Below are 24263 nucleotides of genomic sequence, written 5' to 3' on the forward strand. Positions count from 1 at the left end.
ACCCCTCCGGGCACCTGAAGCCGCCAAAATTGGAAGTTTTTTCCAGAACGCCTTGTGCAGCGCCGCGATTTCTGGTCCTATGTACAGGTAATCAGGAGCCGGCCGTGAGCCACCCGAACCGCCATGCCTCGACCCGCCACCCGGCCCGCGCCGTCGCTGCGCCGCGGCCTGTGATCACGCCTGCCGCCCTGACCACCCTTATTGTCAGCGTACTCCTTGGCCTGCTCTCCGGAGCGGCGTGGATGCAACTGACCTGAACCCAAGCAAAATCAGGATCGACCGCAGCCACCCGCTCCCGACAGGAAGCGGGTTTTTTGTTGCGCCGGTCCGGGACCCCTCTCGGAACGCCTTAAGACAATGACGCAAGATTTCACCCCGGATGACACGGCCCCGTCGCCTCAGCGACGTAGCGCCGTCGTGACCGCAGGAGCCAACCGCGCCGCGGCCCGCAGCTATCTGCGGGCCGCCGGCATGGACGACGCCGACTTCGACAAGCCGATGATCGCGGTGGTCAACACCTGGTCGTCGGTGACGCCCTGCAACATGCATCTGGACCGGCTGGCGAAGGACGTCCGCGCGGGCATCATCGCTGCGGGCGGCTTCCCGATCGACTTCAACACCATCGTCGTCACCGACGGCATCTCGATGGGCACGCCGGGCATGAAGGCCTCGCTGATCTCCCGCGAGGTCGTCGCCGACTCGATCGAACTGGCGGTCCAGGGGCATCAGCTGGACGGCGTCGTCTGCATCGTGGGCTGCGACAAGACCATCCCGGCCGCCGCCATGGCCCTGGCCCGGATGGATATCCCGGGTCTGGTCTACTACGGCGGGACCATCATGCCGGGCGTCATCGGCGGCAAGGAGATCTCCATCCAGGATGTGTTCGAGGCCATCGGCGCACGCGGCGCCGGGACCATCGACGACGACCAGCTGAAGAGGGTCGAGAGCGCGGCCTGCCCGGGCGCCGGCGCCTGCGGCGGCCAGTTCACGGCAAACACCATGGCGATGGCCCTGTCGGTCATGGGGTTGTCTCCCATGGGAGCGAACGACGTCCCCGCCGTCGACCCGATGAAGGGCGCACAGGGCCATCGTTGCGGCGAACTGATCGTCGAACGCGTCTTCGCCGGCGACACGGCCCGCAAATACATCACCCGCGCGTCGCTGAAGAATGCGGCCGCAGCCGTCTCGGCCTCGGGCGGATCGACCAACGCCGTCCTGCACCTGACCGCCATCGCCATTGAGGCGGGGATCGAGTTCGGGGTCGAGGACTGCAACACCGCCTGCGAGGAGACGCCGGTCATCTGCGACCTGAAGCCGGGCGGCCGGTTCCTGGCCTCGCATCTGTACGCCTCAGGCGGCACCCGCCTGGTGACCCAGCGGCTGGCCGAGGCCGGCAAGATCGTCAACGCCCCGACCGTCTCGGGTCGCAGCCTGTTCGCCGAGGCCGCCGAGGCCGAGGAAACCCCGGGCCAGCAAGTCGTCTCGACGGTTGCGGAGCCCTTCAGCCCGCGCGGCTCCTACGCCGTCATCTATGGCGACATCGCCCCAGACGGCGCCGTCATCAAGCTGACCGGCCACAAGGTCGACCGGTTCGAGGGCCCCGCCTGCGTGTTCGATTCCGAGGAAGACGCCTTCCACGCCGTCCAGGACGGTTCGGTCGGCGAGGGCGACGTCATCGTCATCCGCTATGAAGGTCCGCAAGGCGGCCCCGGCATGCGCGAGATGCTGCAGGTAACCGCCGCCCTGAAGGGTCGGGGCATCCACGACGTCGCCCTGATCACCGACGGCCGGTTCTCGGGCGCCAGCTACGGCTTCGTCGCCGGCCATGTGTCGCCGGAAGCGGCGGCGGGCGGCCCGATCGCCCTGATCCGCGACGGCGACCGCATCACCATCGACGTCACCGCGCGCCGCATCGACGTCGCCGCCGACCTGGCCGAGCGCCGGACCGCCCACACCGCGCCGCCGCTGAACGCCGCCACGGGCGTCTTCGCCAAGTATCGCGCCTCGGTGGCCTCGGCCGCCCAGGGCGCGGTCACCATTCCCAACCCGCCGCCGGCCCAAGTCCGCGCGGAAACCCGTCAGACGCAGGAAGCCTGAGCCATGCAAATCTACACCAACGACGACATCCGTCCCGGCGTCATCGCCGGCCAGCGCATCGCCGTCATCGGCTATGGCTCGCAGGGTCGCGCCCATGCGCAGAACCTGAAGGATTCGGGCCACGACGTGGTTGTCGGTGTCCGCCACGGCGGCAAGGGCTGGAAGAACGCCCAGGCCGACGGCGTTCCGACCGCGGAGCCCGGCGAAGCGGTGAAGGGGGCGGATATCATCGCCATCCTGACCCCCGACATGGCCCAGGCCCAGATCTACAAGGACATCATCGAGCCCAACGCCAAGAAGGGCGCGGCCATCCTGTTCGCCCACGGCTTCTCGATCCTGTACGGCCGCGTCACGCCGCGTAAGGACATGGACGTCATCCTGGTGGCGCCCAAGGGGCCGGGCGACCTGGTCCGCCGCGAGTATGCGCGCGGACGCGGCGTCCCCGCCCTGTTCGCCGTCGAGCAGGACGCGACCGGCAAGGCCCGCGACCGGGCCATGGGCTACGCCAAGGGCATCGGCGGGGCGACCGGCGGTCTGCTGGAAACCAGCTTCAAGGAAGAGACCGAGACCGACCTGTTCGGCGAACAGGCCGTCCTGTGCGGCGGCGCCAAGGAGCTGGTCATGGGCGGTTTCACCACCCTGGTCGAAGCCGGCTACCAGCCCGAGATCGCCTATTTCGAATGCATGCACGAGCTGAAGCTGATCGTGGACCTGTTCTACGAGGGCGGCATCACGAAGATGAACGAGTTCATCTCCGAAACGGCCAAATGGGGCTCGGTCGTCTCCGGCCCGCGCGTGATCAACGCCGAGACCCGCGCGCGCATGAAGGAGATCCTGACCGAGATCCAGGACGGCACCTTCGCCCGTGAATGGATCGCGGAGAACGAGGCCGGCAAGGGCGCCTACGACGCCCTGGTCAAGGCCGACAGCGAGCATCTGATCGAGTCGGTCGGCAAGGGTCTGCGCGAGCGGATGGCCTGGCTGCACGCCCCCAAGACCGCCGAAGCCGCATAGTCGAACCGCAGAAAAGTCAGCGTCAGAACCGCAATGTCAGCCGTCGCCACCGCCATCAGCGCCAAAGCCGCAGCCGCTCCCCGGAGCGGTGCGCAGCTGCTCGTCTCCACCCTGGACAGGCTGGGCGTCGAGGTGGTGTTCGGCTATCCGGGCGGCGCGATCATGCCGGTCTATGACGCCCTGACCGGCGCGGGCGTGAAGCACATCCTGGTCCGCCACGAGCAGGGCGCGGCCTTCGCGGCCGACGCCTATGCCCGGGCGACCGGGAAGGTCGGCGTCTGTATGGCGACCTCGGGTCCGGGCGCGACCAACCTGATCACCGGCATCGCCAATGCGATGATGGACTCGGTGCCGATGGTCTGCATCACCGGCAACGTCGCCACCCATCTGATGGGGACCGACGCCTTCCAGGAGATCGACATCCTGGGCGTCACCCTGCCGCTGGTGAAGCACTCTTGGGTCGTTCGCGACCCGGCCGACATCCCGGCCGTCATGGAAGAGGCCTTCCACGTCGCGCGCTCGGGCCGGCCCGGTCCGGTCCTGGTCGACCTGCCCAAGGACGTCCAGGTCGGCACGACGTCCGACGACTTCGGTTTCCACTATCCCAATGACGCCACGCCGCTGGATCACGCCGCCATCGCCGAGGCGGAGACCCTGATCCGTGCGGCCGGACGCCCGCTGATCTACATCGGCGGCGGGGTGAAGATCGCCGGCGCCGTCGAGGCCCTGCGCGACTTCGCCGAACGGACGGGCATCCCCTCGGTTTCGACCCTGAACGCCCTGGGTTCGGTCCGCACGGACGCGCCGGGCTTCCTGGGCATGCTGGGCATGCACGGCACCCGCGCCGCCAACGAGGCGGTGCAGGAAAGCGATCTGCTGATCGTCTTCGGCGCCCGGTTCGATGACCGCGCGACCGGCAAGCTGAACGAGTTCGCACCGCATGCGAAGGTCGTGCATTTCGACATCGATCCGGCCGAGATCAACAAGCTGCGGAACGCTCACGTCCCCGTCGTCGGCGACCTGAAAGCCGGCATCGAGGCCCTGACCGGCCGGATGCAGCACGTGACGCTGGCCATCGATCCGTGGATCATCCGCTCGACCTCGAACGCCAAACGGAACGCCTTCCGCTATGACGCGCCGGGCGAGGGGGTCTATGCGCCCGCCCTGCTGAACGAGCTGTCGAAGACTGCCGGCGACACCTTCATCGCCGCCTGCGACGTCGGTCAGCATCAGATGTGGGTCGCGCAGCACTGCGAGTTCGCCCGTCCCGAAAGCCACCTGACCTCGGGCGGTCTGGGTGCGATGGGCTACGGCCTGCCCGCCGGTCTGGGCGCCAAGCTGGCCAAACCCGAGGCCCATGTCGTCACCATCTCGGGCGACGGCAGCTTCATGATGAACATCCAGGAGCTGGCGACCCTGCGCCGCTACGGCGTCGCCCTGAAGATCGTGCTGCTGGACAACTCCTCGCTGGGGCTGGTGCGCCAGTGGCAGGAGCTGTTCTTCGCCGAGAACTATTCCGAGGTCGATCTGTCGGACAATCCCGACTTCGTCGCCGTGGCCCAGGCCTTCGGCATCGAGGCCTTCATGATCGACCGCCGGGATCAGGTCACGGACGGCATCGCCCGTCTGCTGGCCGCTCCCGGCCCGTGCCTGATGCACGTCCTGATCGACCCCAAAGAGAACGTCTGGCCTCTGGTCCCGCCGGGCAAGAACAACGCCGAAATGATGCACGACACGCGCTTTGAAGGAGACATGTGATGAGCGACACCATCCATATCCAGATCGACCGGGCCGACGGCTCGCTCCAGCGCCTCATCGGCCTCGTCGAGCGTCGGGGCTTCCATATCGACGGCATGAGCCTGTCGGACGAGGGTGCCATGCGCCGCGTCCAGCTGCAGGTTCGCGGCCGCGACGAGGGACGCTGCACCGAGAACCTGGGCCGCCAGATCGACAAGCTGGTCGGCGCCACCCGGGTCGGGTTCGCCGGGTCGACCTATGGCTATCAGAGCGTCGCCGCAGCATGACCGGCTCCATCATCGATCGAGTAAGCACCGACCCGAACCGGGTCATCGTCTTCGACACCACCATGCGTGACGGCGAACAGGCGCCGGGCTTCTCCATGTCGCCCGACGACAAGGTCCGCATGGGCCGCACGCTGAAGGCCCTGGGCGTCGACGTCATGGAGGCAGGCTTCGCGGCTGCCTCGCCGGGCGACGAGGACTGCATCCGGGCGGTCGTCGGCGAGCTGGCCGAGGACGACTCCGGGCCCGTGTTCTGCTCCCTGTCGCGGTCGAACGAGAGCGACATCGACGCCTCGTACCGCGCCCTGCGGGGGACGAAGCGCCGCCGTTGCCACGTCTTCATCGGCACCAGCCCGATCCACCGCTCCGCCAAGCTGAAGATGACCCCGGATCAGGTTCTGGCCCAGGCCGTGCGGTCGGTCGAATACGCCCGCACCCATTTCCACGATGTCGAGTTCTCGGCCGAGGACGCCATTCGCACCGAGCCGCAGTTTCTGGCCGAGGTGCTGGAGGCTGCGGCCGGCGCCGGCGCGTCGACCCTGAATGTGCCGGACACGGTCGGTTATGCGACGCCGGACGAGATCGCCAGCCTGTACCGGTTCCTGATCGCCAGGATCCGCCCGAACTTCCCGAACGTGATCTTCTCCACCCACTGCCACAACGACCTGGGCCTGGCCGTGGCCAACAGCCTGTCGGCGGTCGAGGCGGGCGTGCGCCAGGTCGAATCGACCATCAACGGCATCGGCGAACGCGCCGGCAATGCGGCGCTGGAAGAGGTCGTCATGGCCCTGAGGGTCCGGGCCGAACGCTACGGCGTCACGACCGGCATCGACACGACGAAGCTGCTGGAGACCAGCCGCATGCTGAGCGAGGTCACCCACTCGCCGATCGTGCGCAACAAGGCCATCGTCGGCATCAATGCCTTCGCCCACGAGGCCGGCATTCACCAGCACGGCATGTACGCCGACGCCCGCACCTATGAGATCATGCGTCCAGAGGACGTCGGCTTCTCGGGCAGCTTCTTCGTCCTGGGCAAGCATTCGGGCCGGACGGCGGTGCAGAAGCGGGCCGAGGTCCTCGGCTATCCGCTGGTCGGCGATCACCTGACCGACGCCTTCGCCGCCTTCAAGACACGCGCCGACGAGATCGGCGAGATCGACGACGCCGAGCTGATCGCCATCTGCACCGCGACAGCGCGGAAAGAGGCGGCGCATGTCGCAGCCTGATTTTGGTTTCCGCTCATCCCCGCGAAAGCAGGGACCCAGTGCTTTTATGAGGCACGGTGTTCGGGATGACTTTCAAGGCAGGAACGGCGCCGCTGATCGCCCACAGGACTGGGTCCCCGCTTTCGCGGGGATGAGCGGGAGTATGGGATGAGCCCCCGCACCCTGTTCGACAAGGTCTGGGACGCCCACGTCGTCACGCCGGAGACGGCCGAGACGCCGGGCGTCCTCTATATCGACCTGCACCTGGTCCACGAGGTCACCAGTCCCCAGGCCTTCACCGAGATCGAGGCGAGGGGGCTCAAGGTCCGTCGCCCGGACCGGACCTTCGCGACCCTGGACCATTCGACGCCGACCCTGCCGGCCGGGCTGAATGGACTGAAGCCCTATGTCACCGCCGAGGCCGAGGCCCAGGTTCATCGGCTGGAGGCCAACTGCGAGCGGCACGGCATCGATCTGGCCGGTTGGGGCTCGCCGGATCGCGGCGTGGTCCATGTCATGGGGCCGGAGCTGGGCCTGACCCAGCCGGGCATGACCGTGGTCTGCGGCGACAGCCACACGGCGACCCACGGGGCCTTCGGGGCCCTGGCCTTCGGCATCGGCACCTCGGAAGTCGGTCACGTCCTGGCGACCCAGTGCCTGCTGCAGCGCAAGTCGAAAGCCATGCGGGTGACCGTTGACGGCGCCCTGACGCAGGGCGTGTCGGGCAAGGACGTGGCCCTGGCCGTGATCGCCGAACTGGGCTTCGGCGGCGGCACCGGCTTCGTCATCGAATACGCCGGCGAGGCAGTGCGGTCGCTCGACATGGAAGGTCGGATGACCCTCTGCAACATGTCGATCGAGGCCGGCGCGCGCGCCGGGATGATCGCGCCGGATCAGACGACCATCGACTGGCTGCGCGGCCGCAAACATGTGCCGCAAGGCCCGGCCTATGAGGCGAAGGCGGCCGAATGGCTGGGCCTCGCGACCGATCCGGGCGCGGTCTTCGACGCCGAGGTCGTGATCGACGGCGCCGCCATCCGCCCGATGGCGACCTGGGGGACGACGCCGGATGCGGGGTCTCCGATCGGCGCGCGCGTGCCGGAGCCGAAGTCGGACAGCGACCGCAAGGCCCTGGCCTATATGGGCTTCGAAGCGGGGGAGACGACGACGACCCAGACAGTCGACGTGGTCTTCATCGGCTCCTGCACCAACGGCCGTCTGCCCGACCTGCGGGCTGCGGCGGACGTGTTGCGCGGGCGCAAGGTCAAGGCCGGGGTCCGCATGCTGGTCGTGCCGGGGTCCGAGGCCGTGCGCCGCGACGCGGAAGCCGAAGGTCTGCACCACGTCTTCACCGAGGCCGGAGCGGAGTGGCGCATCCCGGGCTGCTCGATGTGCATCGCCATGAACGGGGATTTCGTCGCGCCGGGGCAACTGGCCGTCTCGACCTCGAACCGAAATTTCGAGGGCCGTCAGGGCAAGGGCGCCCGCACCATCCTGGCCAGCCCGGCCACGGCGGCGGCCTCGGCCATCGCCGGGGTTCTCACCGATCCGCGCGTGTATCTGAACGAGGCTGCGCATGCCTGAGCCCCTGAAGGTCCTGACATCGCGGACGCTGGTTCTGACCCAGGCCAATATCGACACCGACCAGATCATCCCGGCGCGGTTCCTGACGACGACCGAAACGACCGGTCTGGGTCAGAAGGCCTTCTACGACTGGCGCTATGAGGCCGACGGCTCGGCGCGACCGGAAGCGGTGCTGAACCGGATCGACCCGGCCGAGCACCGTATCCTGGTGGCCGGCGACAATTTCGGTTGCGGATCCTCGCGCGAGCATGCGCCCTGGGCGCTTTATGACTACGGCTTCCGGGCCGTGATCTCGACCTCGATCGCCGACATCTTCACCTCCAACGCCCTGAAGAACGGCTTCCTGCCCGTGGTCGTCGATCAGGCGACCTGGGAGGATCTGGTCGCCAATCCGGAGCAGGTCGTGACCGTCGATCTGGAGGCCGGCGAAGTCCGACGTGGCAACCACGCGCCGGTCGCCTTTACCGTCGAGCCGTTCGCGCGCCAGTGTCTGCTGGACGGCGTCGACACCCTGGGCTGGCTCCAGAAACACCTGCCCGACATCGAACAGTACGAACGAACCCAGTCTGAACAAGCCTTGGCCCCGGAGCCCGCGTGATGCCGAACACCCAGACCTATAACATCGTCCTGCTGCCCGGCGACGGCGTGGGGCCGGAGGTCATCTCGGCGGCGAAGGATGTGTTGCGCGTCATCGCGGACTTCTATGGGCACAGGTTTGAGTTCGCCGAGCATCTGATCGGCGGTGCCGCCATCGACGCGACCGGTGATCCCCTGCCGCCGGAGACGACCGCGGCCTGTCTGGCCGCTGATGGCGTACTGCTGGGCGCGGTCGGCGGGCCGAAGTGGGACGGCGGAACGCGGCGTCCCGAGGAAGGTCTGCTGGGCATCCGCAAGGCCATGGGCCTGTTCGCCAACCTGCGTCCGCTGCAGGTCTCGCCCGTGCTGGCGCACCGTTCGCCGCTCAAGAAGGAGATCGTCGAAGGCGTTGATCTGATCGTCTTCCGCGAGCTGACCGGCGGGGTCTATTTTGGCGAGAAGACCCGAACCGACACCATGGCGTCGGACCTGTGCGTCTATACGGTCGCGGAGATCGAGCGCGTCGCGCGCGCCGCGTTCAAGACCGCCATCCAGCGGCGCGGCAAGGTGACTTCGGTCGACAAGGCGAATGTCATGGAGACCAGCCGGCTGTGGCGCGAGGTCGTGACCCGCATCCACGCCGAGGAGTTCCCGCAGATTCAGCTGGAGCATGCCCTGGTCGACTCCATGGCCATGCACCTGATCCGCAAGCCGCGGGAGTACGATGTCATCCTGACCGAGAACATGTTCGGCGACATTCTTTCGGATGAGATTTCGGTTCTGGGCGGATCGATCGGCCTTTTGCCGTCGGCGTCGCTGGGCGAATCGGGACCGGGCCTGTTCGAGCCGATCCACGGCTCGGCCCCGGACATCGCTGGACAGGATCTGGCCAATCCCGTCGGCACCATCCTGTCGGCGGCCATGATGCTGCGTCACAGCCTGAATCTCGAGGACGAGGCGGCTTCGATCGAGGCCGCCGTCGCCGCGGTCCTCGCCGCCGGCGCGACCACCGCCGACCTGGGTGGTGAACTGGGGACACGGTCAGCGGCCGAAGCGATCATCGACGCCATCCGCGCCATCCACTGGGCCGCCGCGCACCGCGTCCAGATGCACTGGGGTTAACCTTTTCGTCATCGGTGCGTCACAGGAAAGGATTGTGCGCTGCAACTATAGCTAAGGTTAGTTTTTGCCGCGATGGGTTGTGTAGCGCACGACACGCACACGAAAATTGCGCCGGATACGGCCTAGCCCCTTGCGTCTCCTGCAGTTGCGGTAAACACTTCGCAACTGCGAGATCACACAGGGGGATGCATCCATGTCGCAGTTCTTTAATCGGCTACCGGGCGTTCTTGCCCTCTGTCTTCTGACCATCGGACTCTTCTACGCGGGCGGAGCCTTCGCCCAGGAAGCCGGCGCACCGGCGCCGACCACCGAGGCCGCCGCTCCGGCGGCGCCCGTCGCGGCTGCCGCCGCCGCAGTCGAAACCGCCGCTGCCGAGGTAGTCGAAGCGGTCGAGGAGGCCGCTCCCGCCGCGCCGCTTCTGGCGCATCAGGCGCCGCTCGAAATCAACGAGGCGTCCACCTCCTGGATCCTGACCTCCACGGCCCTGGTGCTGTTGATGACCATGCCGGGCCTGGCGCTGTTCTACGGCGGCATGGTGCGCAAAAAGAACGTCATCGCCACCATCACCCAGTCGGTCGGCGTCGCCGCCGTCTCCACCTTGTGCTGGTTCGCCATCGGCTACAGCCTCGCGTTCGGCGTCGGCCAGCCTATGCTTGGTTTCGACGGCGACGCCGTGCAGTCGGTGATCGGCTCGACCCAGGCTGCCTTCCTGAACGGCGTCACCATGACCACGGCCCACAGCCTGGCGCCGGGCCTGCCCGAGTATCTGTGGATCGCCTATCAGCTGACCTTCGCCATCATCACGCCCGCCCTGGTCACCGGCGCTTTCGCCGAGCGTCTGAAATATTCGGGCCTGCTGCTGTTTACGGTGCTCTGGTCGATCTTCGTCTACGCGCCCGTGGCTCACTGGGTCTGGGGCGGCGGCTTCCTGGGTTCGGCCGGCGTGCTGGACTTCGCCGGCGGCGCAGTGGTTCACGTCAACTCCGGCGTGGCCGGACTGGTTTGTGCATTGTTCCTTGGGCCGCGTAAGGGCTACGGCGTCGATGCCATGAACGCCCACAACCCCGTCCTCACCATGATCGGCGCCTCGCTGCTGCTGGTCGGCTGGATCGGCTTCAACGCCGGTTCGGCCTGGGCAGCGGACGGCATCGCAGCCGTGGCCCTGCTGAACACGATCGTCGCCGCCTTCGCCGCCGCCCTGACCTGGAAGATCGTCGAGGTGATCGAGAAGCGTAAGCCTTCGCTGATCGGTATTCTGTCCGGCCTCGTCGCCGGCCTGGTCGCGATCACTCCGGCCGCAGGTTTCGTGGATCCCAAGGGCGCGGTCATCATCGGCCTGATCGCCGGTCCGGTCTGCTACGCCTCCTCCGTCTGGCTCAAGAAGCTGCTCCGCTACGACGACTCGCTGGACGCCTTCGGCATCCACGGCGCGGGCGGCGTGCTGGGCGCCCTTTTGACGGGCGTGTTCGCGACCACCGCCATCAACGGCCTGTCGGACGGAGCCAATATCCCGACCCAGGCCCTGGGTCTGGCCTGGACGATCGCCTGGAGCGCCGTGGTGACCTTCATCATCCTGGTGATCTGCAAGTTCACCACGGGCCTGCGCGTCACCGACGCCCAGGAAGCTGAAGGCCTCGACACCACCCTCCACGGCGAAGCCCTGGAACATTGACGAAACTGCCGGGCGCGTGCCTCCCTCGCGCCCGGCGACTACCTGACACTCCAAACAGAAAACACGGGGATACCGAGATGAGACTGCAAGCAACCTGTGCGGCCCTCGCCGCCGCCTTCGCCACCCTGGCCACCGCCGGCGCCGCGTCCGCCCAGGACGTGAATCTCGCCTTCAACGCGGCGGTGACCAATGATTACGTCTTCCGCGGCGCCAGCCAGTCGAATGAAGACTCCGCCCTGTCGGGCGGCGTCGACGCGACCATCGGCAGCTTCTATGTCGGCGGATGGGCTTCCAATGTCGAATTCGGCGATGCGACCGATGCGGAAGTGGACGTCTACGGCGGCTATCGCACGGAAGCCGGCGGCTTCGCCCTCGACTTCGGCGTGGTCGGCTATTTCTACGTCGATGCGCCGGGGGGCGCGGACTACGACTACGTGGAATACAAGGCCGCCGCCTCGCGCGCCCTGGGTCCGGTGACCGCCGGCGTCGCCTTCTTCTACTCGCCCGACTTCTTCGGCGCCGACGAGACCGCGACCTATCTGGAGGCCAATGCCGCCTTCAGCCCGATCGACAAGGTCACGGTGTCAGGCGCCGTGGGCAAGCAGTGGCTGGACGTGACCGGCGACTATGTCACCTGGAACGTGGGCGCCGCCTACGCCCTCACCGACAACCTTGCGGTGGACCTGCGCTATCACGATACGGACGTCGACAATGCCCCGCTGTATGACGGTCGCGTGGCCGTCGCCGTGAAGCTGGCCTTCTAGTCCTCCCCGGAAGACCTGCGACAGGCGCCGCCCCGGAGCGATCCGGGGCGGCGTTGTTCTGTCAGGCTTGCGGTGCGAGGATCAGACCTGCCATCGACGCCAGCTGCCCGGAGCGAGCATCCGCCTGATTGACGGCCTCGACCACAGTCCAGCCCGCAGGCGGCGTCCAGGCGACCGCTTCATGGCCCAGGTTGAAGGCGCAGAGCAGAGTCTCTCCCTGATCCTCACGCTCGAACAGCAGCAGGTCGCCCGGGCTCTCGAGCATCGTCATGGACCCCGTGCGCAGGGCTGGGTGAGTGCGGCGCAGACCGATCAGCCGGCGCGCCAGATGCAGGGTCGAGGCCGGATCGACCTCCTGGACGGCGACCGCCAGCATGGTGTGGCGGGGATCGACCGGCAGCCAGGGCTCGACCGACGAGAAGCCTGCGAAGGGGGCGTCCGCCCTCCACGGCATCGGCGTACGGGCCCCGTCGCGGCCGAGAGTCTCGGGCCAGTTGGCGATGGCCTCCGGATCGACCAGCCGCTCGAACGGCACCTCCGCCTGGGGCAGGCCCAGTTCCTCGCCCTGATAGACGAAGACATTGCCGCGCAGGCAGATCAACAGCAGCAGCGCCATCCCGACGAAGGCCCTTGGGTCGCGGCCCTCGGCCCAGCGCGACACGGCGCGCGGGGCGTCGTGGTTGGAGAAGGCCCACGAGGGCCAGCCTTCGCCGGGCCCGCCCGGCCACTGCGCCGGCCCCTGCCGGACCAGATCGGGCGTCAGCCGGTCAGCGTAGAGATAGAGGAAGCCATAGGCCGACTGCAGCCGGGTCGAACCTTCGGTATAGGCCTTCATCTCCTCGTCGGAGCGGTCGCCCACGACCTCGGCCACCATGAACCGGTCCCCGTCATAGCTGTCGGTCAGGGCCCGCATCCGGGTCAGGAAGTCGAGGATCTCCGGCTGGGACTGGTTGTGGATGTGCTGCTGGAAGTCGAACGGCCGGGTCCGCTTGCCGGGCGTGGCGACCGGCGGATTGTCGGTCAGGGCCGGGTCGTGCATCGAGAAGTTCAGCGCGTCGCAGCGGAATCCGTCCACGCCCCGGTCCAGCCAGAAGCGCGCCGCGTCCAGCAGGGCGTCCTGAACCTCCGGGTTCCGGGTGTTCAGCTGGGGCTGCGAACCCAGGAAGTTGTGCATGTAGTACTGGCCTCGGCGCGCGTCCCAGGTCCAGGCGGGGCCGCCGAAGACCGACTGCCAGTTCGACGGCGGCGATCCCTCCGGCTTCGCCTCGGCCCAGACATACCAGTCGGCCTTCGGATTGGTCCGGTCCTTCCGGCTCTCCCGGAACCAGGCGTGTTCATCGGACGTGTGGGCATAGACCTGGTCGATGATGATCTTCAGACCGAGTGCGTGCGCCCGCTCGATCAGCCGATCGAAGTCCTCGATCGTGCCGAAGATCGGATCGACGCCAACATAGTCCGCGACGTCGTAGCCGAAATCCCGCATCGGCGAGGTGAAGAAGGGCGACAGCCAGATCGCATCCACTCCCAGTGAGGCGATGTGATCCAGATGCGCGGTGATCCCCGGCAGGTCGCCGATCCCGTCACCGTTCGTATCGGCGAAGCTGCGCGGATAGACCTGATAGATCGCCGCCCCGCGCCACCACTCACGACCGGACGAGGTCTGGACCAGGGGATCGGAAGCGGCACCGGGAAGGGTCATGGCCTGACCAGATCATCCCGGCGGCCAGACGTCCACCGCCTGCCGGATTGAAGCCACTTTTCGTTACGGATGCGAATATCGGGCTGGACGGCGGGGCCGATCCGCGTGAGGCATGGGGTTCAAGCGGTTACGGGCGAGCAACGCCCGACAGGAAACGAGACCAGAATGACCGAAACGACCACCCCGCCGGCCAAAGGCACCAGTCTGGCCTTCGCCTATGTGACGACCCTGTTCTTCGCCTGGGGCTTCGTGACCTCCCTGATCGGCCCGCTGATCGCGGCGGTGCGGCGGGTGTTCGAACTGAGCTATGCCGAGGCGACCCTGACCACCTTCGCGTGGTTCATCGCCTATGGCATCGCCTCGATCCCGGCCGCGGCCATCCTGAGCCGGCTGGGATACAGCCGCGCGATCATATTCGCTCTCGTGACGATGGTTGCCGGATGCCTGATCGTACCGATCGCCACTATCGTTGACTGGTATCCGGGCGTGCTGATCGCCCTGTTCGTCATCGCCTCGGGCGTGACCCTGCTGCAGGTGGGCGCCAACCCGCTGGTCGCCGCTCTCGGGGCGCAGAAAAGCTCGCACGCTCGGCTGAACTTCTCGCAGTTCTTCAACTCCCTGGGCACCACGCTGGGGCCGCTGCTGGCCGCGCCGATCCTGCTGACCGGCGGCGTGTTCGCCGCAGACGCCGTGATCACCGACCCGGCGACGCGAGCCGAATCCCTGCGCAGCATCGACTTTGCCTTCCTCGCAGTCGGCGCCTTCTTCGCGGTCGTGGCCATCTTCATCTTTACGGCGCGCAAGACCATCAACAACGCCGCGCCGGTTCCGACCGCCGCCGACCGCGTCTCGCCGCTGGTCGCGCTGAAGTCCCGCTGGGCCGTGTTCGGCGCCCTGGCGATCTTTTTCTACGTCGGCTCCGAGGTGACCATCGGCGACCTTTTGACCAACTTCCTGCACAGCCCCGAGATTCTCAACATCCCGCTGGCGGCGGCCGGCGGCATGGTCAGCTACTATTGGGGGGGCGCCATGGTCGGACGTCTGGTCGGCGGCCTTCTTCTGCTGACGAAGATCAAGGCCAGCGTCATCCTGACGGTGAACACGGCGATCGCGGCGATCCTCTGCCTCGTCGTCACCCAGACGTCGGGAACCACGGCGGCCTATGCGGCGATCGCGATCGGCTTCTTCAACTCGATCATGTTCCCGACCATCTTCACCCTGACTCTGGAGCGTTCGAGCGCGCCGGTGCCGGCCACGTCCGGCCTGCTGGTGTTCGGGATCATCGGCGGGGCGGTGCTGCCCCTGATCGGCGGGCTGATCGGGGACCACGCGCCGACGCTCAACCCCGTCTTCTACGTGCCGCTGGTCGGCTACCTGATCCTGGTCGGGTTCGCTGTCCTGTCGGCACGCGCCAAGACCCACGGCATCGCCGGCCCGGTTTCCGGGGGGCACTGAGGACGCGGGGGCCCTGGAGCCTGATCCGTTGAGGCGGAATCGCTACGCGATTCCGCCGATGCGGTGAATCAGGCTCCAGATATGAGCGAGAGCATGATTCACGCCTTCGCCAGAACCGCGTAGCGGTTCTGTCTCAAGCGATCATGCTCTAGCCCCCGTAGCCGCGCCCGCCTCCGCCGAAGCCGCCGCGCGAGACGACGGTCGTGCGGCTCTGCACCCGGCTCGGGGCCTGACGCGCAACGTCGGTCCCGTAGTCGCGGCCGTTGGCGATCTGACGACCCGTGCGGTAGTCACGGGTCAAGTATCCGCCGCCGTAGCCGTTCTGGTAGGCGCCGTTGCGGTCGCGGTACAGCGGTCCGCCGCCGCGATAGCCTCCGCCGTTCAGGAGCTGGCCGATCACGAACCCGGTCAGCAGGGGCGTGAAGAAGGAGCCGCCTGAACCGTTGGGCCGACACTGGTCGGGGCCCCATTCGCCTTCGCATTCGGACTGGGTCGCATAGCGCGGCGCGGTCGTCTCCGCCTGCGTCCGCGCATTGGCCTCGGCGGCGTCGCATTCCGCGTCGGTGATGTCATTGGCCGCCTTGCACTCGTCCAGCGAGGTATAGGCCAGGGCCAGCTCGGGCTCAGGGACTGCGACCTGGGGCGCGCCGCAGGCGGCCAGCGAGAAGGACGCCGTGGCCATCAGACTGGTGACCTGCAGCGTGCGCGACCGCTTCAGGCGGCGCATGGTTTTCGTCTCGGCGGGGGAGGGGGTGTCGCTCATCTTGCCCTCAGGTCGTCATGCAGGCGGCGTTCAGCAAGCCGACGCAGATGGAAATGGACGCCAGATAGATGGCTGCGGCGATCTCGCCGGCCTCGATGCGGGTCGCCAGGTTCCTGAACGCGAGGCGGCTGATGACCACGAAGACGCCGATCTGGATCACGCCGGCCAGGCTCGCCCAGGCCGCGAACTCCATCAGGCTGACGGTGTGCGACAGGGCCGAGGCCAGAGGCAGGACATAGCCGATCAGGGCGCCCCCCAATGCAATGGCCGCCGCCGGGTTGCCGTCCCGGATCAGGGTCCGCTCATGATAGGGCGTGACCCACTGGTAGATCAGCTTGAACGCCACGGTGAAGACCCCCGCCGCGGCGAAGGCGATGACGAAGGCCGTGGCCCCCGTCTGGAATGCGAACCAGTCCATCGTGTCTCTATTCCTTCTCGTGCAGGCGGCTCATGCCGTGAACTCGCCGACTTCCAGGGGGATGCCGACCATGATCTCGTGGCTGATGTCGGCGGATTTTCCGGGCGCCTTCTCGGGCTCCATCTCGAGCGCCAGCATCAGTTCGCGCCCGCCCGAGAGCTCGCGCGCATACAGCATGCAGGTCTGGAAAATCCGGCCATAGGGGACGGTCGCCGTCCGGCTGTCCCAGATCGATTCCCACAGGGTCACCGGCGGCTGGCGCGCATCGCTCTCGGCGAACCAGTAGCGGGGATAGGAGGGCAGTTCCTCGGCCGCCCCGTCGAACACGGGCTCGCTCAGCCGATCGGTCCAGACGCGGCGCTCTCGCGGGCCGGGCGGATAGGCGCTGGTCCAGGGGATGAAGAGGGAGAAGTCATAGGCCTCGGCGCCCGTGGCGTCGTCGCTCATGGCCTGAAGCATGACATGGTCGTCGGTATAGAAGCGATGCACATGCTGGCCACTGTCCAGCGCGATCGTGCCCTGGGCCGTGATCTCCAGCGCATCGCGGTCGAGGTCGAAGACCGTTTCCGGCTGCAGCCGGCGCCAGGCCAGAGGGTCCAGCGACACGGTCCGGCCCAGGGTGATGTTGCGCACCACCGCCAGGCGATTGACGGGTTCCGCAGCAGGCTGTCCACCGAAGAGACGCTTGAACATGGTCTGGTCTTTACGCCGCATCGGTCGCGGCAACGAATGAAATTCGCATCCCGCTTGTCGAACGTCAAGTGTTCATGTTACGCGTTACATGCAACATGATCGATGCTGTCGACATCCCCACGTCTGCGCCCGGCACGGATCGCATCCGCGCCTGGCGAAAGGCACGTCGCGACGCCGGCATGATCAAGCTGGAATTCTGGGTCCCCAGGGACTGCCGTGACGATGTCCGCGCCGCCGTGCACGCCATCGTCACCGATTCGACCCGGGGGCCCGCGCTTGCGCCCCGCCGACCACGCCCCACCTCAATGCCATCAACCGGAGCCGATCTACACATGGACGCCGTCATCGAAACCGCCTGGACCGTTCCCGCCATCAAGGCGGCGCTGGAAGACTCGTCGCTGGTTCGCGAGGGGGAAATGACCCTGCGCGTGCTGGAGGGGGCTGACCCCGTGCTGCTGGCGACCATGCATGAATACGGCGACCTGCCGATCTACCTGTCGGTCGGCGGGGCCCAGATCGTGGTCTCGGTCCTGCTGTGGCCGGTGTCGGAACAGGCCGATACCGCCCGGTTCAACGAGTTCCTGCTCAAGGCCCAGCGGGTCGTGCCCCTGTCGAACTTCGCCATCACCACGGTCGGTGATCAGGATGTCTATGAACTGATGGGCGAGCTGTCGTCGAAGACGACGCTTCAGACTATCCTGATCGAACTGCGCACCCTGGCCGAGAACGCCATCGACGCGACCAGCCTTCGCGACACCTTCGGCGCCGCCTGACCCTTCGGAGACTACAGACATGTCCATGCTCGCCAAACTCTCCGCCCTGTTCCGCGGCACCGCCCATGACGCCGCCCAGGGCGTCGTCGACCAGAACGCCCTGAAGATCCTCGACCAGGAAATCCGCGACGCCGACACCGCCCAGGGCAAGGCCCGCGACGACCTCGCCGGCCTCGTCGCCCGCCGCCGGATGGCCGAGAACGAAATGACCTCGTTCCGCGACCAGATCGCCAAATACGAGTCGTCGACCCGCGCCGCCCTCGGCCAGGGCAAGACCGACCTCGCCCGCGAGGTCGCCGGCCGCATCGCCGAGCTGGAATCCGAGATCGGCACGCGCGGCCCGCTGATCGAGAACATGAAAGCGGCCGAGGCCCGCCTGCGCACCGCCATCGCCTCGACCGACCAGAAGATCGAGACCCTGCGTCGCGAGATCGACATCGTGAAGGTCAATGAGTCGGTGCAGCGCGCCCAGACCTCGGTCGCCCTGCAATCAGCCGGCGCCCACTCGCGCATCGGCTCGGCCGCCGACAGCCTGCAACGCATCAAGCAGCGCCAGGCGGTCCAGGAAGAACGCCTGCGCGTCGGCCAGGAGTTCGAGGACAAGCGCACGGGCGCCGACCTCGACGCCAAGCTGAAGGAGGCCGGCATCCTGCCCGGTCATTCGTCGGCCGACGACGTGCTGGCCCGTCTGACGCAGCAGGACGTGACGGTGGTGACGCCGCGCATCGGCCAGACGACGCCGGCCGCCGATAAAGAGCCGGGCTAGGGAGCAGTCTCCTCCCCGTCGGCGAAGGCCGATGGGGAGGTGGCTCATCGCGGTCAGCGATGAGACGGAGGGGGCGACACGGTGTCTCCGATGATTCGCCACCCGCCGCTGACTCCAGCCGTTACCTCGCCCCCTCCGTCACGACGCGAATGCGCGTCGTGCCACCTCCCCATTCGCCAGGCGGCGAACGGGGAGGAGACAGGAAGCAACATGCAACGCCTTATCCTCCCCACGCGTCCCGACTGGCAGGCGAAGGCCGATAGCCTCGGCTTCACCTGGCATCACACCTCGGGAGATCCCTACTGGTCCGACGACGTCGCCTATGCCTTCACCCTTCAGGAGGTGGAGGAGGGGATCGAGGCGCCGACGGCCGAACTACACCAGATGTGCCTCGACCTGGTCGACGAGGCGGTGAAGTCCGAACGGCTGATGGGACTGCTCGACATCCCGGAAAAGCTCCGGGACTACGTCGCCGACAGCTGGAAACGGGGTGATCCGTCGCTCTACGGGCGCTTTGACTTCGCCTATGACGGCCAGGGTCCGGCCAGGCTGTACGAATACAACGCCGACACCCCGACCTCGATCTACGAGAGCGCCGTGTTCCAGTGGCTGTGGCTGGAGGACCGGATCGCCGACGGGTCGCTGCCTGCCGACGCCGACCAGTTCAACAGCCTGCACGAGAAGCTGGTCGACCGATTCCGCGCCATCTTCCCCGACGGCGGTTTCGTCCATTTCTCCTCCGATCCCGACTTCGTCGAGGATCGCCAGACGGTGCGCTTCCTCGAGGATCTGGCCAGACAGGCCGGGCTCGATCCGAAATTCGTGGCCATCGGCGATATCGGCCTGAACGCCGACGGCCGGTTTGTGGACGAAGAGAACTGGCTGATCCAGGCGATGTTCAAACTCTATCCGTGGGAACAGATGCTGCGCGACGACTATGCCGAGCCCCTGCCGACGGCCGGGGTCACGGTGCTGGAGCCGGCCTGGAAATCGATCCTGTCCAACAAGGGCATCCTGCCGCTGTTGTGGGAACGCCACGCCGGCCACCCCAACCTGCTGGAGAGCTATTTCGAGGACGATCCCAAGGCCTCGGCCCTCTCTTCGGCCCACGTCCGCAAACCCCTCTGCTCGCGCGAGGGCGACAACATCTCGATCGTCGAGCCCGGCGGGACGGAGCAGGGTGTCGACGGCGGCTATGACGGCCGTGCCATCCTTCAGGCCGTTCACGCTCCGCCGGTCTTCGACGGTCGCTACGCCATCATCGGCTCCTGGGTCGCGGGCGAAGAGCCGGCCGGCATGTCGGTGCGCGAGGACGAGGGCCGGATCACGCGGAACGTCTCGCGCTTCGTACCCCACTTCATTCGCGACTGAGCCCGGGGCCGCTTGAACGCAGGGGAACGACGGGGCATGTGAATCCCATGCTCTCCCGCCTGTTTCCCAATCGGCCCGCCCGGCCGGCGTCGCGCACGCCGCCCGGCTGCGTGATCTGGGCGGTGGGCGATATCCACGGTCGTTCGGATCTGGCCGACCGCCTGATCCAGGCCGTCCGCGCCGATCTTCATGCCGCCGAGGCCACGCGCAAGGTGGTGGTCTTCCTGGGCGACTATGTCGATCGCGGACTGGATTCCCGCGGCGTGCTGAACCAGCTGATCAATCTCGCGGCCGATCCGGGGCTCGAGGTCCATCTCCTCCGCGGCAATCACGAGGAGCGGATGGAGGCCTTCCTGCACGATCCACAGGTCGGCCCGTCCTGGTGCGACTACGGCGGCCGCGACACCCTGGTCTCCTACGGCGTCAATCCGCCGTCGATGAGGGGCGACGTCCAGGCCTGGGCCGAGGCGTCTCGCGCGCTCGCCGAAGCCCTTCCGCAGTCGCATCACGAGTTGCTGGCCCGCCTCGAGAACTCGGTCTCCATAGGCGACTATTTCTTCGCCCACGCCGGCGCCCGTCCCGGCGTCGCCCTGACGGTCCAGTCGCCCGAAGACCTGCTGTGGATTCGCCAGCCGTTCCTCGATCATGCCGGCCTGTTCGAGCAGGTGGTCGTCCACGGCCACACCCCGATCGAGGCGGTGCATTCCGACGCGCGCCGGATCGGCGTCGATACCGGCGCCTATGCCACCAATGTGCTGTCCGCGGTCCGTCTCGAACGCGAGACGCGGGTCCTGCTGCAGGCGACGGGACGCGCCGGCCGGGTGGCGATCACCACCTCGGCCCTGTCGATCTAGGCCGAACGGCCGGCCCGCTTCGCGCGAAACGCCGTCCAGAGATCGGCGATGATCAGATGGCTCAGGCTCCACGGCTCGATCAGATAGCGTCGCGCCAGCCGCTTCGGATCGTGGACCAGACGGAACAACCATTCGAGGCCCATCCGGCCCATCCATCGCGGCGCGGCCTTCTGTTCGCCGGCCTCGTAGTCGAAGGCGGCGCCGACCGAGAAGACGGCGCAGTTGGGCAGGGCGTCCAGATTGTCGAGGATCCAGAGTTCCTGTCGCGGCATGCCCATTCCGACGAACAGGATGTGGGGATCGAAGGCCTTCACCTCGTTGACGACGACGGTATTGTCCCGCGAGCCCGGCGTGGCGATGAAATAGCCGTCACGGGCGCGAATGTCGGCGTTCGGATATTCGGCGGCCAGTCTCCCACGCGCCCGTTCGACCACATGTCGCGCGCCGCCCACATACATGATGCGCCAGCCCTTGCGGTCGGCCAGGCTCCAGAAATGGTCGCGCCAGTCCAGATAGGTGCAACGGTGGAAGGCCTTGCCGTGCAGGCCCAGCAATTTGGCGAAATGGATCAGGGGGGTGGAATCGACCTCGACCAGGTCGGCCCGTTCGTAGAAGCGCTGAAGTCGCGGCTCCTTTTGCAGCAGGGCGAGGCTGTTCAGATTGTGATTGGCGATGAGCACCTTTCGGCGCGCGTCGACCCAGGTCTCGAGGTGGTGCAGAACCTCTTCAGGCCGGACCAGATCGACGGTCTGGCCCAGCAGGCGCACGCGCTCACGCTCGCGCCGGGCCTTGCGAAAGGGCGACCGCACCTGTTGGCGGCGCTCAAGTCCTGCGGCTTCGGGCAGAAGAAGGGGCGAGGAGTCTGTCATGGCGCAATCCTGCGCAGACGAGGCTCAAGATCGGGTAAGAGGACAGGCTTAACAGGGTATGGACCGCAACGGGCGCGGCCGTGACCTTTTGCGCCGCACCATTCGCTGGGGTAGAGCTGGCGACCTGTCGCCGGGGAGAGTTTGATGCGCGTGACGATGATTGGCACCGGCTATGTCGGTCTGGTGTCCGGCGCCTGTTTCGCCGACTTCGGCCACACGGTCGTCTGCGTCGACAAGGACCCGTCCAAGATCGAACGGCTGAACGCGGGCGAGATCCCGATCTTCGAGCCGGGCCTGGAGCAGCTGGTCGCCGACAACGTCAAGGCCGGCCGCCTGTCGTTCACCCTCGACGGCGCCGAAGCGATCCGGTCGGCCGATGTCGTCTTCATCGCGGTCGGCACCCCGACGCGGCGCGGCGACGGCCATGCCGACCTGTCCTACGTCTACGCCGCCGCCGAGGAGATCGCCGGACTGGTCGAAGGCTTTACGGTCGTGGTCAACAAGTCGACCGTGCCGGTCGGCACCGGCGACGAGGTCGAGGCCATCATCCGCCGCGTCAATCCTGACGCGGAGTTCGCCGTCGTCTCCAATCCCGAGTTCCTGCGCGAAGGCGCCGCGATCGAGGACTTCAAGCGCCCGGACCGCGTCGTGGTCGGCACGGACGATGACCGCGCCAGGGCCGTGATGGCCGAGGTCTATCGCCCGCTCAGTCTCAACGACTTCCCCGTCATCTATACGTCGCGCCGGACCTCGGAGCTGATCAAATACGCCGGCAACGCCTTCCTCGCTTTGAAGATCACCTTCATCAACGAGATCGCCGACCTGTGCGAACAGGTCGGCGCCGACGTGCAGCAGGTCGCCAAGGGCATCGGTCTGGACGGGCGGATCGGATCGAAATTCCTCAACGCCGGCCCCGGTTACGGCGGCTCCTGCTTCCCCAAGGACACCGTCGCCCTGGTCCGCACGGCCCAGCAGTACGGCACGCCGGTCCGGCTGGTGGAGACCACGGTCGAGGTCAATGATGCGCGCAAGAAGGCCATGGCCGACCGGGTCATCGCGGCCCTGGGCGGCTCCGGCGCGGGCAAGACCGTCGGCATCCTCGGCCTGGCCTTCAAGCCGAACACCGACGACATGCGCGATGCGCCGAGCCTCGACATCGTCCCTGCCCTGATCGCCGCGGGTGTAAAGGTGCAGGCCTATGATCCCGAAAGCATGCACGAGGCGCAGAAGCTTCTGCCCGATGTGGACTACCGCGATGACGCCTACAGCGCGATCGAGGACGCCGACGCCGTCGTCATCCTGACCGAGTGGGACCAGTTCCGCGCCCTGGATCTGGACCGGGTCAAGCTTCTGGCCCGCGCGCCGGTGGTCGTCGATCTGAGGAACGTCTATCGCCCCGCCGAGATGCGGGCGCGCGGCTTCGCCTACACCAGCATCGGCCGGGGCTGAGCGCGGTGACCGTCATCGTCACCGGGGCTGCCGGCTTCGTCGGCATGCATGTCGCTGAACGCCTGCTCCAGCGCGGCGAGACGGTGATCGGCGTCGACGATTTCAACGCCTACTACGACGTTTCGCTGAAGGAGCTTCGGGCCCGGCGCCTGGCCGGCTGGCCGGAGTTCCGCATGGTCCGGGCCGATATCGCCGATGCCGAGGCCATGGCGGAACTGGTCCGGTCTTCGGGCGCGACGCGGGTCGTGCACCTCGCCGCCCAGGCCGGGGTTCGCTACTCGATCGAGAACCCGTTCGCCTACCAGCGCTCGAACCTTCAGGGCCATCTCTCGATCCTAGAGGCCTGCCGCCACAACGGCGTCGAGCATCTGGTCTATGCGTCCTCCAGTTCGGTCTACGGCGACCGGCCGCTGGCCGGGCAGGGGTTCCGCGAGGACGATCCGACGGTGTCGCCCGTTTCGCTCTATGCCGCCACCAAACGGTCCTGCGAACTGATCAGCCAGAGCTACGCTTCGCTCTACGGCTTCCCCCAGTCGGGCCTGCGGTTCTTCACCGTCTATGGGCCGATGGGCCGGCCGGACATGGCCTATTTCAGCTTCACCGAGAAGATCATGCGGGGCGACCCCATCGAAGTCTACGGTGAGGGGAAGATGGCGCGCGACTTCACCTTCGTGGACGACATCGTCGACGGGGTGGTCGGGGTGCTCGACAATCCCCCGGCCCGGGGCGGGCACGAGGTCTACAACATCGGCGACTCCAGCCCGGTCGGCCTGATGGACATGATCTCCACGCTCGAGACGGCGCTCGGGCGCGAGGCGGTCAAGATCATGCGGCCGATGCAGGCCGGCGACGTCACGGCCACCTATGCCGACGTGTCCAAGCTCAACGCCCTGACCGGCTACGCACCCAGGGTCGCCCTGGCCGAGGGCCTTGGCCGGTTCGTGGCCTGGTGGCGGGACTGGCGAGCGGTCTGAGTTTGCGGCGGGGTGGGGGCCGTCAGCTTCCGTAAGCCGCCCCTCGCTATCGCCGTGGTGAAGCGATGCTATATCTGCGCGCCTGACGGTCGGGATTCGACCGCAATGCTCGTGGGGGGCGCAT

The 24263-nt window shown here is 67.3% G+C and carries 23 protein-coding genes; 18 read left to right on the plus strand and 5 right to left on the minus strand.

The window, feature by feature from the left end:
* The first annotated feature begins 104 nt into the window (after positions 1-104).
* The 11 genes from Q0044_RS06035 to Q0044_RS06085 all read left to right on the plus strand — a co-directional run bounded on the left by Q0044_RS06035 (position 105) and on the right by Q0044_RS06085 (position 12055).
* Positions 105-257, plus strand: coding sequence for a hypothetical protein (locus Q0044_RS06035; protein ID WP_298160730.1), 153 nt, complete (start codon positions 105-107; stop codon positions 255-257).
* A 100-nt stretch (positions 258-357) separates the two neighbouring features.
* Positions 358-2097, plus strand: coding sequence for a dihydroxy-acid dehydratase (gene ilvD / locus Q0044_RS06040; RefSeq protein WP_298160731.1), 1740 nt, complete (start codon positions 358-360; stop codon positions 2095-2097).
* Positions 2098-2100: 3 nt separating this feature from the next.
* A complete protein-coding gene (gene ilvC / locus Q0044_RS06045; RefSeq protein WP_298160733.1) occupies positions 2101-3111 on the plus strand; it encodes a ketol-acid reductoisomerase in 1011 nt (336 codons plus the stop codon).
* A gap of 33 nt (positions 3112-3144) precedes the next feature.
* The gene (gene ilvG / locus Q0044_RS06050; RefSeq protein WP_298160736.1) at positions 3145-4869 is read left to right on the plus strand and encodes an acetolactate synthase 2 catalytic subunit; all 1725 of its coding nucleotides are present in this window, start codon (positions 3145-3147) and stop codon (positions 4867-4869) included.
* Entirely contained in the window at positions 4869-5135 is a 267-nt protein-coding gene (locus tag Q0044_RS06055) for an ACT domain-containing protein (RefSeq protein WP_298160738.1), read from the plus strand. The genes ilvG and Q0044_RS06055 overlap by 1 nt, the downstream gene beginning before the upstream one ends.
* On the plus strand, positions 5132-6358 hold the full coding sequence (locus Q0044_RS06060) for a 2-isopropylmalate synthase (protein WP_298160740.1): 1227 nt from the start codon (positions 5132-5134) through the stop codon (positions 6356-6358). The genes Q0044_RS06055 and Q0044_RS06060 overlap by 4 nt, the downstream gene beginning before the upstream one ends.
* A gap of 147 nt (positions 6359-6505) precedes the next feature.
* On the plus strand, positions 6506-7921 hold the full coding sequence (gene leuC, locus Q0044_RS06065) for a 3-isopropylmalate dehydratase large subunit (RefSeq protein ID WP_298160741.1): 1416 nt from the start codon (positions 6506-6508) through the stop codon (positions 7919-7921).
* Positions 7914-8519 (plus strand): 3-isopropylmalate dehydratase small subunit, encoded by a 606-nt coding sequence (gene leuD / locus Q0044_RS06070; RefSeq protein ID WP_298160742.1) that lies wholly within the window; start codon positions 7914-7916, stop codon positions 8517-8519. The genes leuC and leuD overlap by 8 nt, the downstream gene beginning before the upstream one ends.
* Positions 8519-9619, plus strand: coding sequence for a 3-isopropylmalate dehydrogenase (leuB, locus tag Q0044_RS06075; RefSeq protein ID WP_298160744.1), 1101 nt, complete (start codon positions 8519-8521; stop codon positions 9617-9619). Before leuD ends, leuB begins: the two co-directional genes overlap by 1 nt.
* A gap of 193 nt (positions 9620-9812) precedes the next feature.
* Entirely contained in the window at positions 9813-11291 is a 1479-nt protein-coding gene (locus Q0044_RS06080) for an ammonium transporter (RefSeq protein WP_298160746.1), read from the plus strand.
* Positions 11292-11368: 77 nt separating this feature from the next.
* The gene (locus Q0044_RS06085) at positions 11369-12055 is read left to right on the plus strand and encodes a TorF family putative porin (protein WP_298160749.1); all 687 of its coding nucleotides are present in this window, start codon (positions 11369-11371) and stop codon (positions 12053-12055) included.
* A 61-nt stretch (positions 12056-12116) separates the two neighbouring features.
* On the opposite strand, the gene Q0044_RS06090 is transcribed toward Q0044_RS06085, so the two are convergent.
* Positions 12117-13754 (minus strand): alpha-amylase family glycosyl hydrolase, encoded by a 1638-nt coding sequence (locus tag Q0044_RS06090; protein ID WP_298160751.1) that lies wholly within the window; start codon positions 13752-13754, stop codon positions 12117-12119.
* 165 nt (positions 13755-13919) lie between these two features.
* Between Q0044_RS06090 and gluP the strand changes: the two genes are divergently transcribed.
* Positions 13920-15209, plus strand: coding sequence for a glucose/galactose MFS transporter (gene gluP, locus Q0044_RS06095; protein ID WP_298160752.1), 1290 nt, complete (start codon positions 13920-13922; stop codon positions 15207-15209).
* A gap of 148 nt (positions 15210-15357) precedes the next feature.
* On the opposite strand, the gene Q0044_RS06100 is transcribed toward gluP, so the two are convergent.
* Genes Q0044_RS06100 through Q0044_RS06110 form a run of 3 tightly spaced genes read right to left on the minus strand, consistent with a single transcriptional unit; the run spans position 15358 to position 17083 of the window.
* Complete coding sequence (locus Q0044_RS06100; RefSeq protein WP_298160754.1) at positions 15358-15972, minus strand: DUF1190 domain-containing protein; 615 nt, start codon at positions 15970-15972, stop codon at positions 15358-15360.
* 7 nt (positions 15973-15979) lie between these two features.
* On the minus strand, positions 15980-16390 hold the full coding sequence (locus Q0044_RS06105) for a DUF350 domain-containing protein (protein WP_298160755.1): 411 nt from the start codon (positions 16388-16390) through the stop codon (positions 15980-15982).
* 30 nt (positions 16391-16420) lie between these two features.
* Entirely contained in the window at positions 16421-17083 is a 663-nt protein-coding gene (locus Q0044_RS06110) for a YjfK family protein (protein WP_298160757.1), read from the minus strand.
* Between the two features lie 95 nt (positions 17084-17178).
* Here Q0044_RS06110 and Q0044_RS06115 point away from each other — a divergent pair, with 95 nt between their 5' ends.
* The 4 genes from Q0044_RS06115 to Q0044_RS06130 all read left to right on the plus strand — a co-directional run bounded on the left by Q0044_RS06115 (position 17179) and on the right by Q0044_RS06130 (position 20847).
* Positions 17179-17856 (plus strand): YjfI family protein, encoded by a 678-nt coding sequence (locus tag Q0044_RS06115; RefSeq protein WP_298160759.1) that lies wholly within the window; start codon positions 17179-17181, stop codon positions 17854-17856.
* A 19-nt stretch (positions 17857-17875) separates the two neighbouring features.
* Positions 17876-18622, plus strand: coding sequence for a PspA/IM30 family protein (locus Q0044_RS06120; protein ID WP_298160761.1), 747 nt, complete (start codon positions 17876-17878; stop codon positions 18620-18622).
* A gap of 210 nt (positions 18623-18832) precedes the next feature.
* The gene (locus tag Q0044_RS06125) at positions 18833-19993 is read left to right on the plus strand and encodes a glutathionylspermidine synthase family protein (protein ID WP_298160763.1); all 1161 of its coding nucleotides are present in this window, start codon (positions 18833-18835) and stop codon (positions 19991-19993) included.
* A 47-nt stretch (positions 19994-20040) separates the two neighbouring features.
* Positions 20041-20847: a metallophosphoesterase family protein gene (locus Q0044_RS06130; protein ID WP_298160765.1), complete on the plus strand. Its 807-nt coding sequence runs from the start codon at positions 20041-20043 to the stop codon at positions 20845-20847.
* Here Q0044_RS06130 and Q0044_RS06135 read toward each other — a convergent pair.
* Positions 20844-21716, minus strand: coding sequence for a WecB/TagA/CpsF family glycosyltransferase (locus Q0044_RS06135; protein ID WP_298160766.1), 873 nt, complete (start codon positions 21714-21716; stop codon positions 20844-20846). The two genes, Q0044_RS06130 and Q0044_RS06135, sit on opposite strands and share 4 nt — an antisense overlap.
* 144 nt (positions 21717-21860) lie before the next feature.
* On the opposite strand from Q0044_RS06135, the gene Q0044_RS06140 reads away from it, so the two are divergent.
* Positions 21861-23165: a UDP-glucose dehydrogenase family protein gene (locus tag Q0044_RS06140; protein WP_298160768.1), complete on the plus strand. Its 1305-nt coding sequence runs from the start codon at positions 21861-21863 to the stop codon at positions 23163-23165.
* Positions 23162-24139: an NAD-dependent epimerase/dehydratase family protein gene (locus Q0044_RS06145; RefSeq protein WP_298160865.1), complete on the plus strand. Its 978-nt coding sequence runs from the start codon at positions 23162-23164 to the stop codon at positions 24137-24139. The genes Q0044_RS06140 and Q0044_RS06145 overlap by 4 nt, the downstream gene beginning before the upstream one ends.
* The last annotated feature ends 124 nt before the right edge of the window (positions 24140-24263 follow it).

This window comes from Brevundimonas sp., from assembly GCF_027484365.1.
Classification (GTDB): domain Bacteria; phylum Pseudomonadota; class Alphaproteobacteria; order Caulobacterales; family Caulobacteraceae; genus Brevundimonas.

Excerpts from the sequence above, each read along its gene's own strand:
- ilvD (WP_298160731.1), top strand. The coding sequence starts at position 358 with ATGACGCAAGATTTCACCCCGGATGACACGGCCCCGTCGCCTCAGCGA.
- ilvC (WP_298160733.1), top strand. The coding sequence starts at position 2,101 with ATGCAAATCTACACCAACGACGACATCCGTCCCGGCGTCATCGCCGGC.
- ilvG (WP_298160736.1), top strand. The coding sequence starts at position 3,145 with ATGTCAGCCGTCGCCACCGCCATCAGCGCCAAAGCCGCAGCCGCTCCC.
- Q0044_RS06055 (WP_298160738.1), top strand. The coding sequence starts at position 4,869 with ATGAGCGACACCATCCATATCCAGATCGACCGGGCCGACGGCTCGCTC.
- Q0044_RS06060 (WP_298160740.1), top strand. The coding sequence starts at position 5,132 with ATGACCGGCTCCATCATCGATCGAGTAAGCACCGACCCGAACCGGGTC.
- leuC (WP_298160741.1), top strand. The coding sequence starts at position 6,506 with ATGAGCCCCCGCACCCTGTTCGACAAGGTCTGGGACGCCCACGTCGTC.
- leuD (WP_298160742.1), top strand. The coding sequence starts at position 7,914 with ATGCCTGAGCCCCTGAAGGTCCTGACATCGCGGACGCTGGTTCTGACC.
- leuB (WP_298160744.1), top strand. The coding sequence starts at position 8,519 with ATGCCGAACACCCAGACCTATAACATCGTCCTGCTGCCCGGCGACGGC.
- Q0044_RS06080 (WP_298160746.1), top strand. The coding sequence starts at position 9,813 with ATGTCGCAGTTCTTTAATCGGCTACCGGGCGTTCTTGCCCTCTGTCTT.
- Q0044_RS06085 (WP_298160749.1), top strand. The coding sequence starts at position 11,369 with ATGAGACTGCAAGCAACCTGTGCGGCCCTCGCCGCCGCCTTCGCCACC.
- Q0044_RS06090 (WP_298160751.1), bottom strand. The coding sequence starts at position 13,754 with ATGACCCTTCCCGGTGCCGCTTCCGATCCCCTGGTCCAGACCTCGTCC.
- gluP (WP_298160752.1), top strand. The coding sequence starts at position 13,920 with ATGACCGAAACGACCACCCCGCCGGCCAAAGGCACCAGTCTGGCCTTC.
- Q0044_RS06100 (WP_298160754.1), bottom strand. The coding sequence starts at position 15,972 with ATGAGCGACACCCCCTCCCCCGCCGAGACGAAAACCATGCGCCGCCTG.
- Q0044_RS06105 (WP_298160755.1), bottom strand. The coding sequence starts at position 16,390 with ATGGACTGGTTCGCATTCCAGACGGGGGCCACGGCCTTCGTCATCGCC.
- Q0044_RS06110 (WP_298160757.1), bottom strand. The coding sequence starts at position 17,083 with ATGTTCAAGCGTCTCTTCGGTGGACAGCCTGCTGCGGAACCCGTCAAT.
- Q0044_RS06115 (WP_298160759.1), top strand. The coding sequence starts at position 17,179 with ATGATCGATGCTGTCGACATCCCCACGTCTGCGCCCGGCACGGATCGC.
- Q0044_RS06120 (WP_298160761.1), top strand. The coding sequence starts at position 17,876 with ATGTCCATGCTCGCCAAACTCTCCGCCCTGTTCCGCGGCACCGCCCAT.
- Q0044_RS06125 (WP_298160763.1), top strand. The coding sequence starts at position 18,833 with ATGCAACGCCTTATCCTCCCCACGCGTCCCGACTGGCAGGCGAAGGCC.
- Q0044_RS06130 (WP_298160765.1), top strand. The coding sequence starts at position 20,041 with ATGCTCTCCCGCCTGTTTCCCAATCGGCCCGCCCGGCCGGCGTCGCGC.
- Q0044_RS06135 (WP_298160766.1), bottom strand. The coding sequence starts at position 21,716 with ATGACAGACTCCTCGCCCCTTCTTCTGCCCGAAGCCGCAGGACTTGAG.
- Q0044_RS06140 (WP_298160768.1), top strand. The coding sequence starts at position 21,861 with ATGCGCGTGACGATGATTGGCACCGGCTATGTCGGTCTGGTGTCCGGC.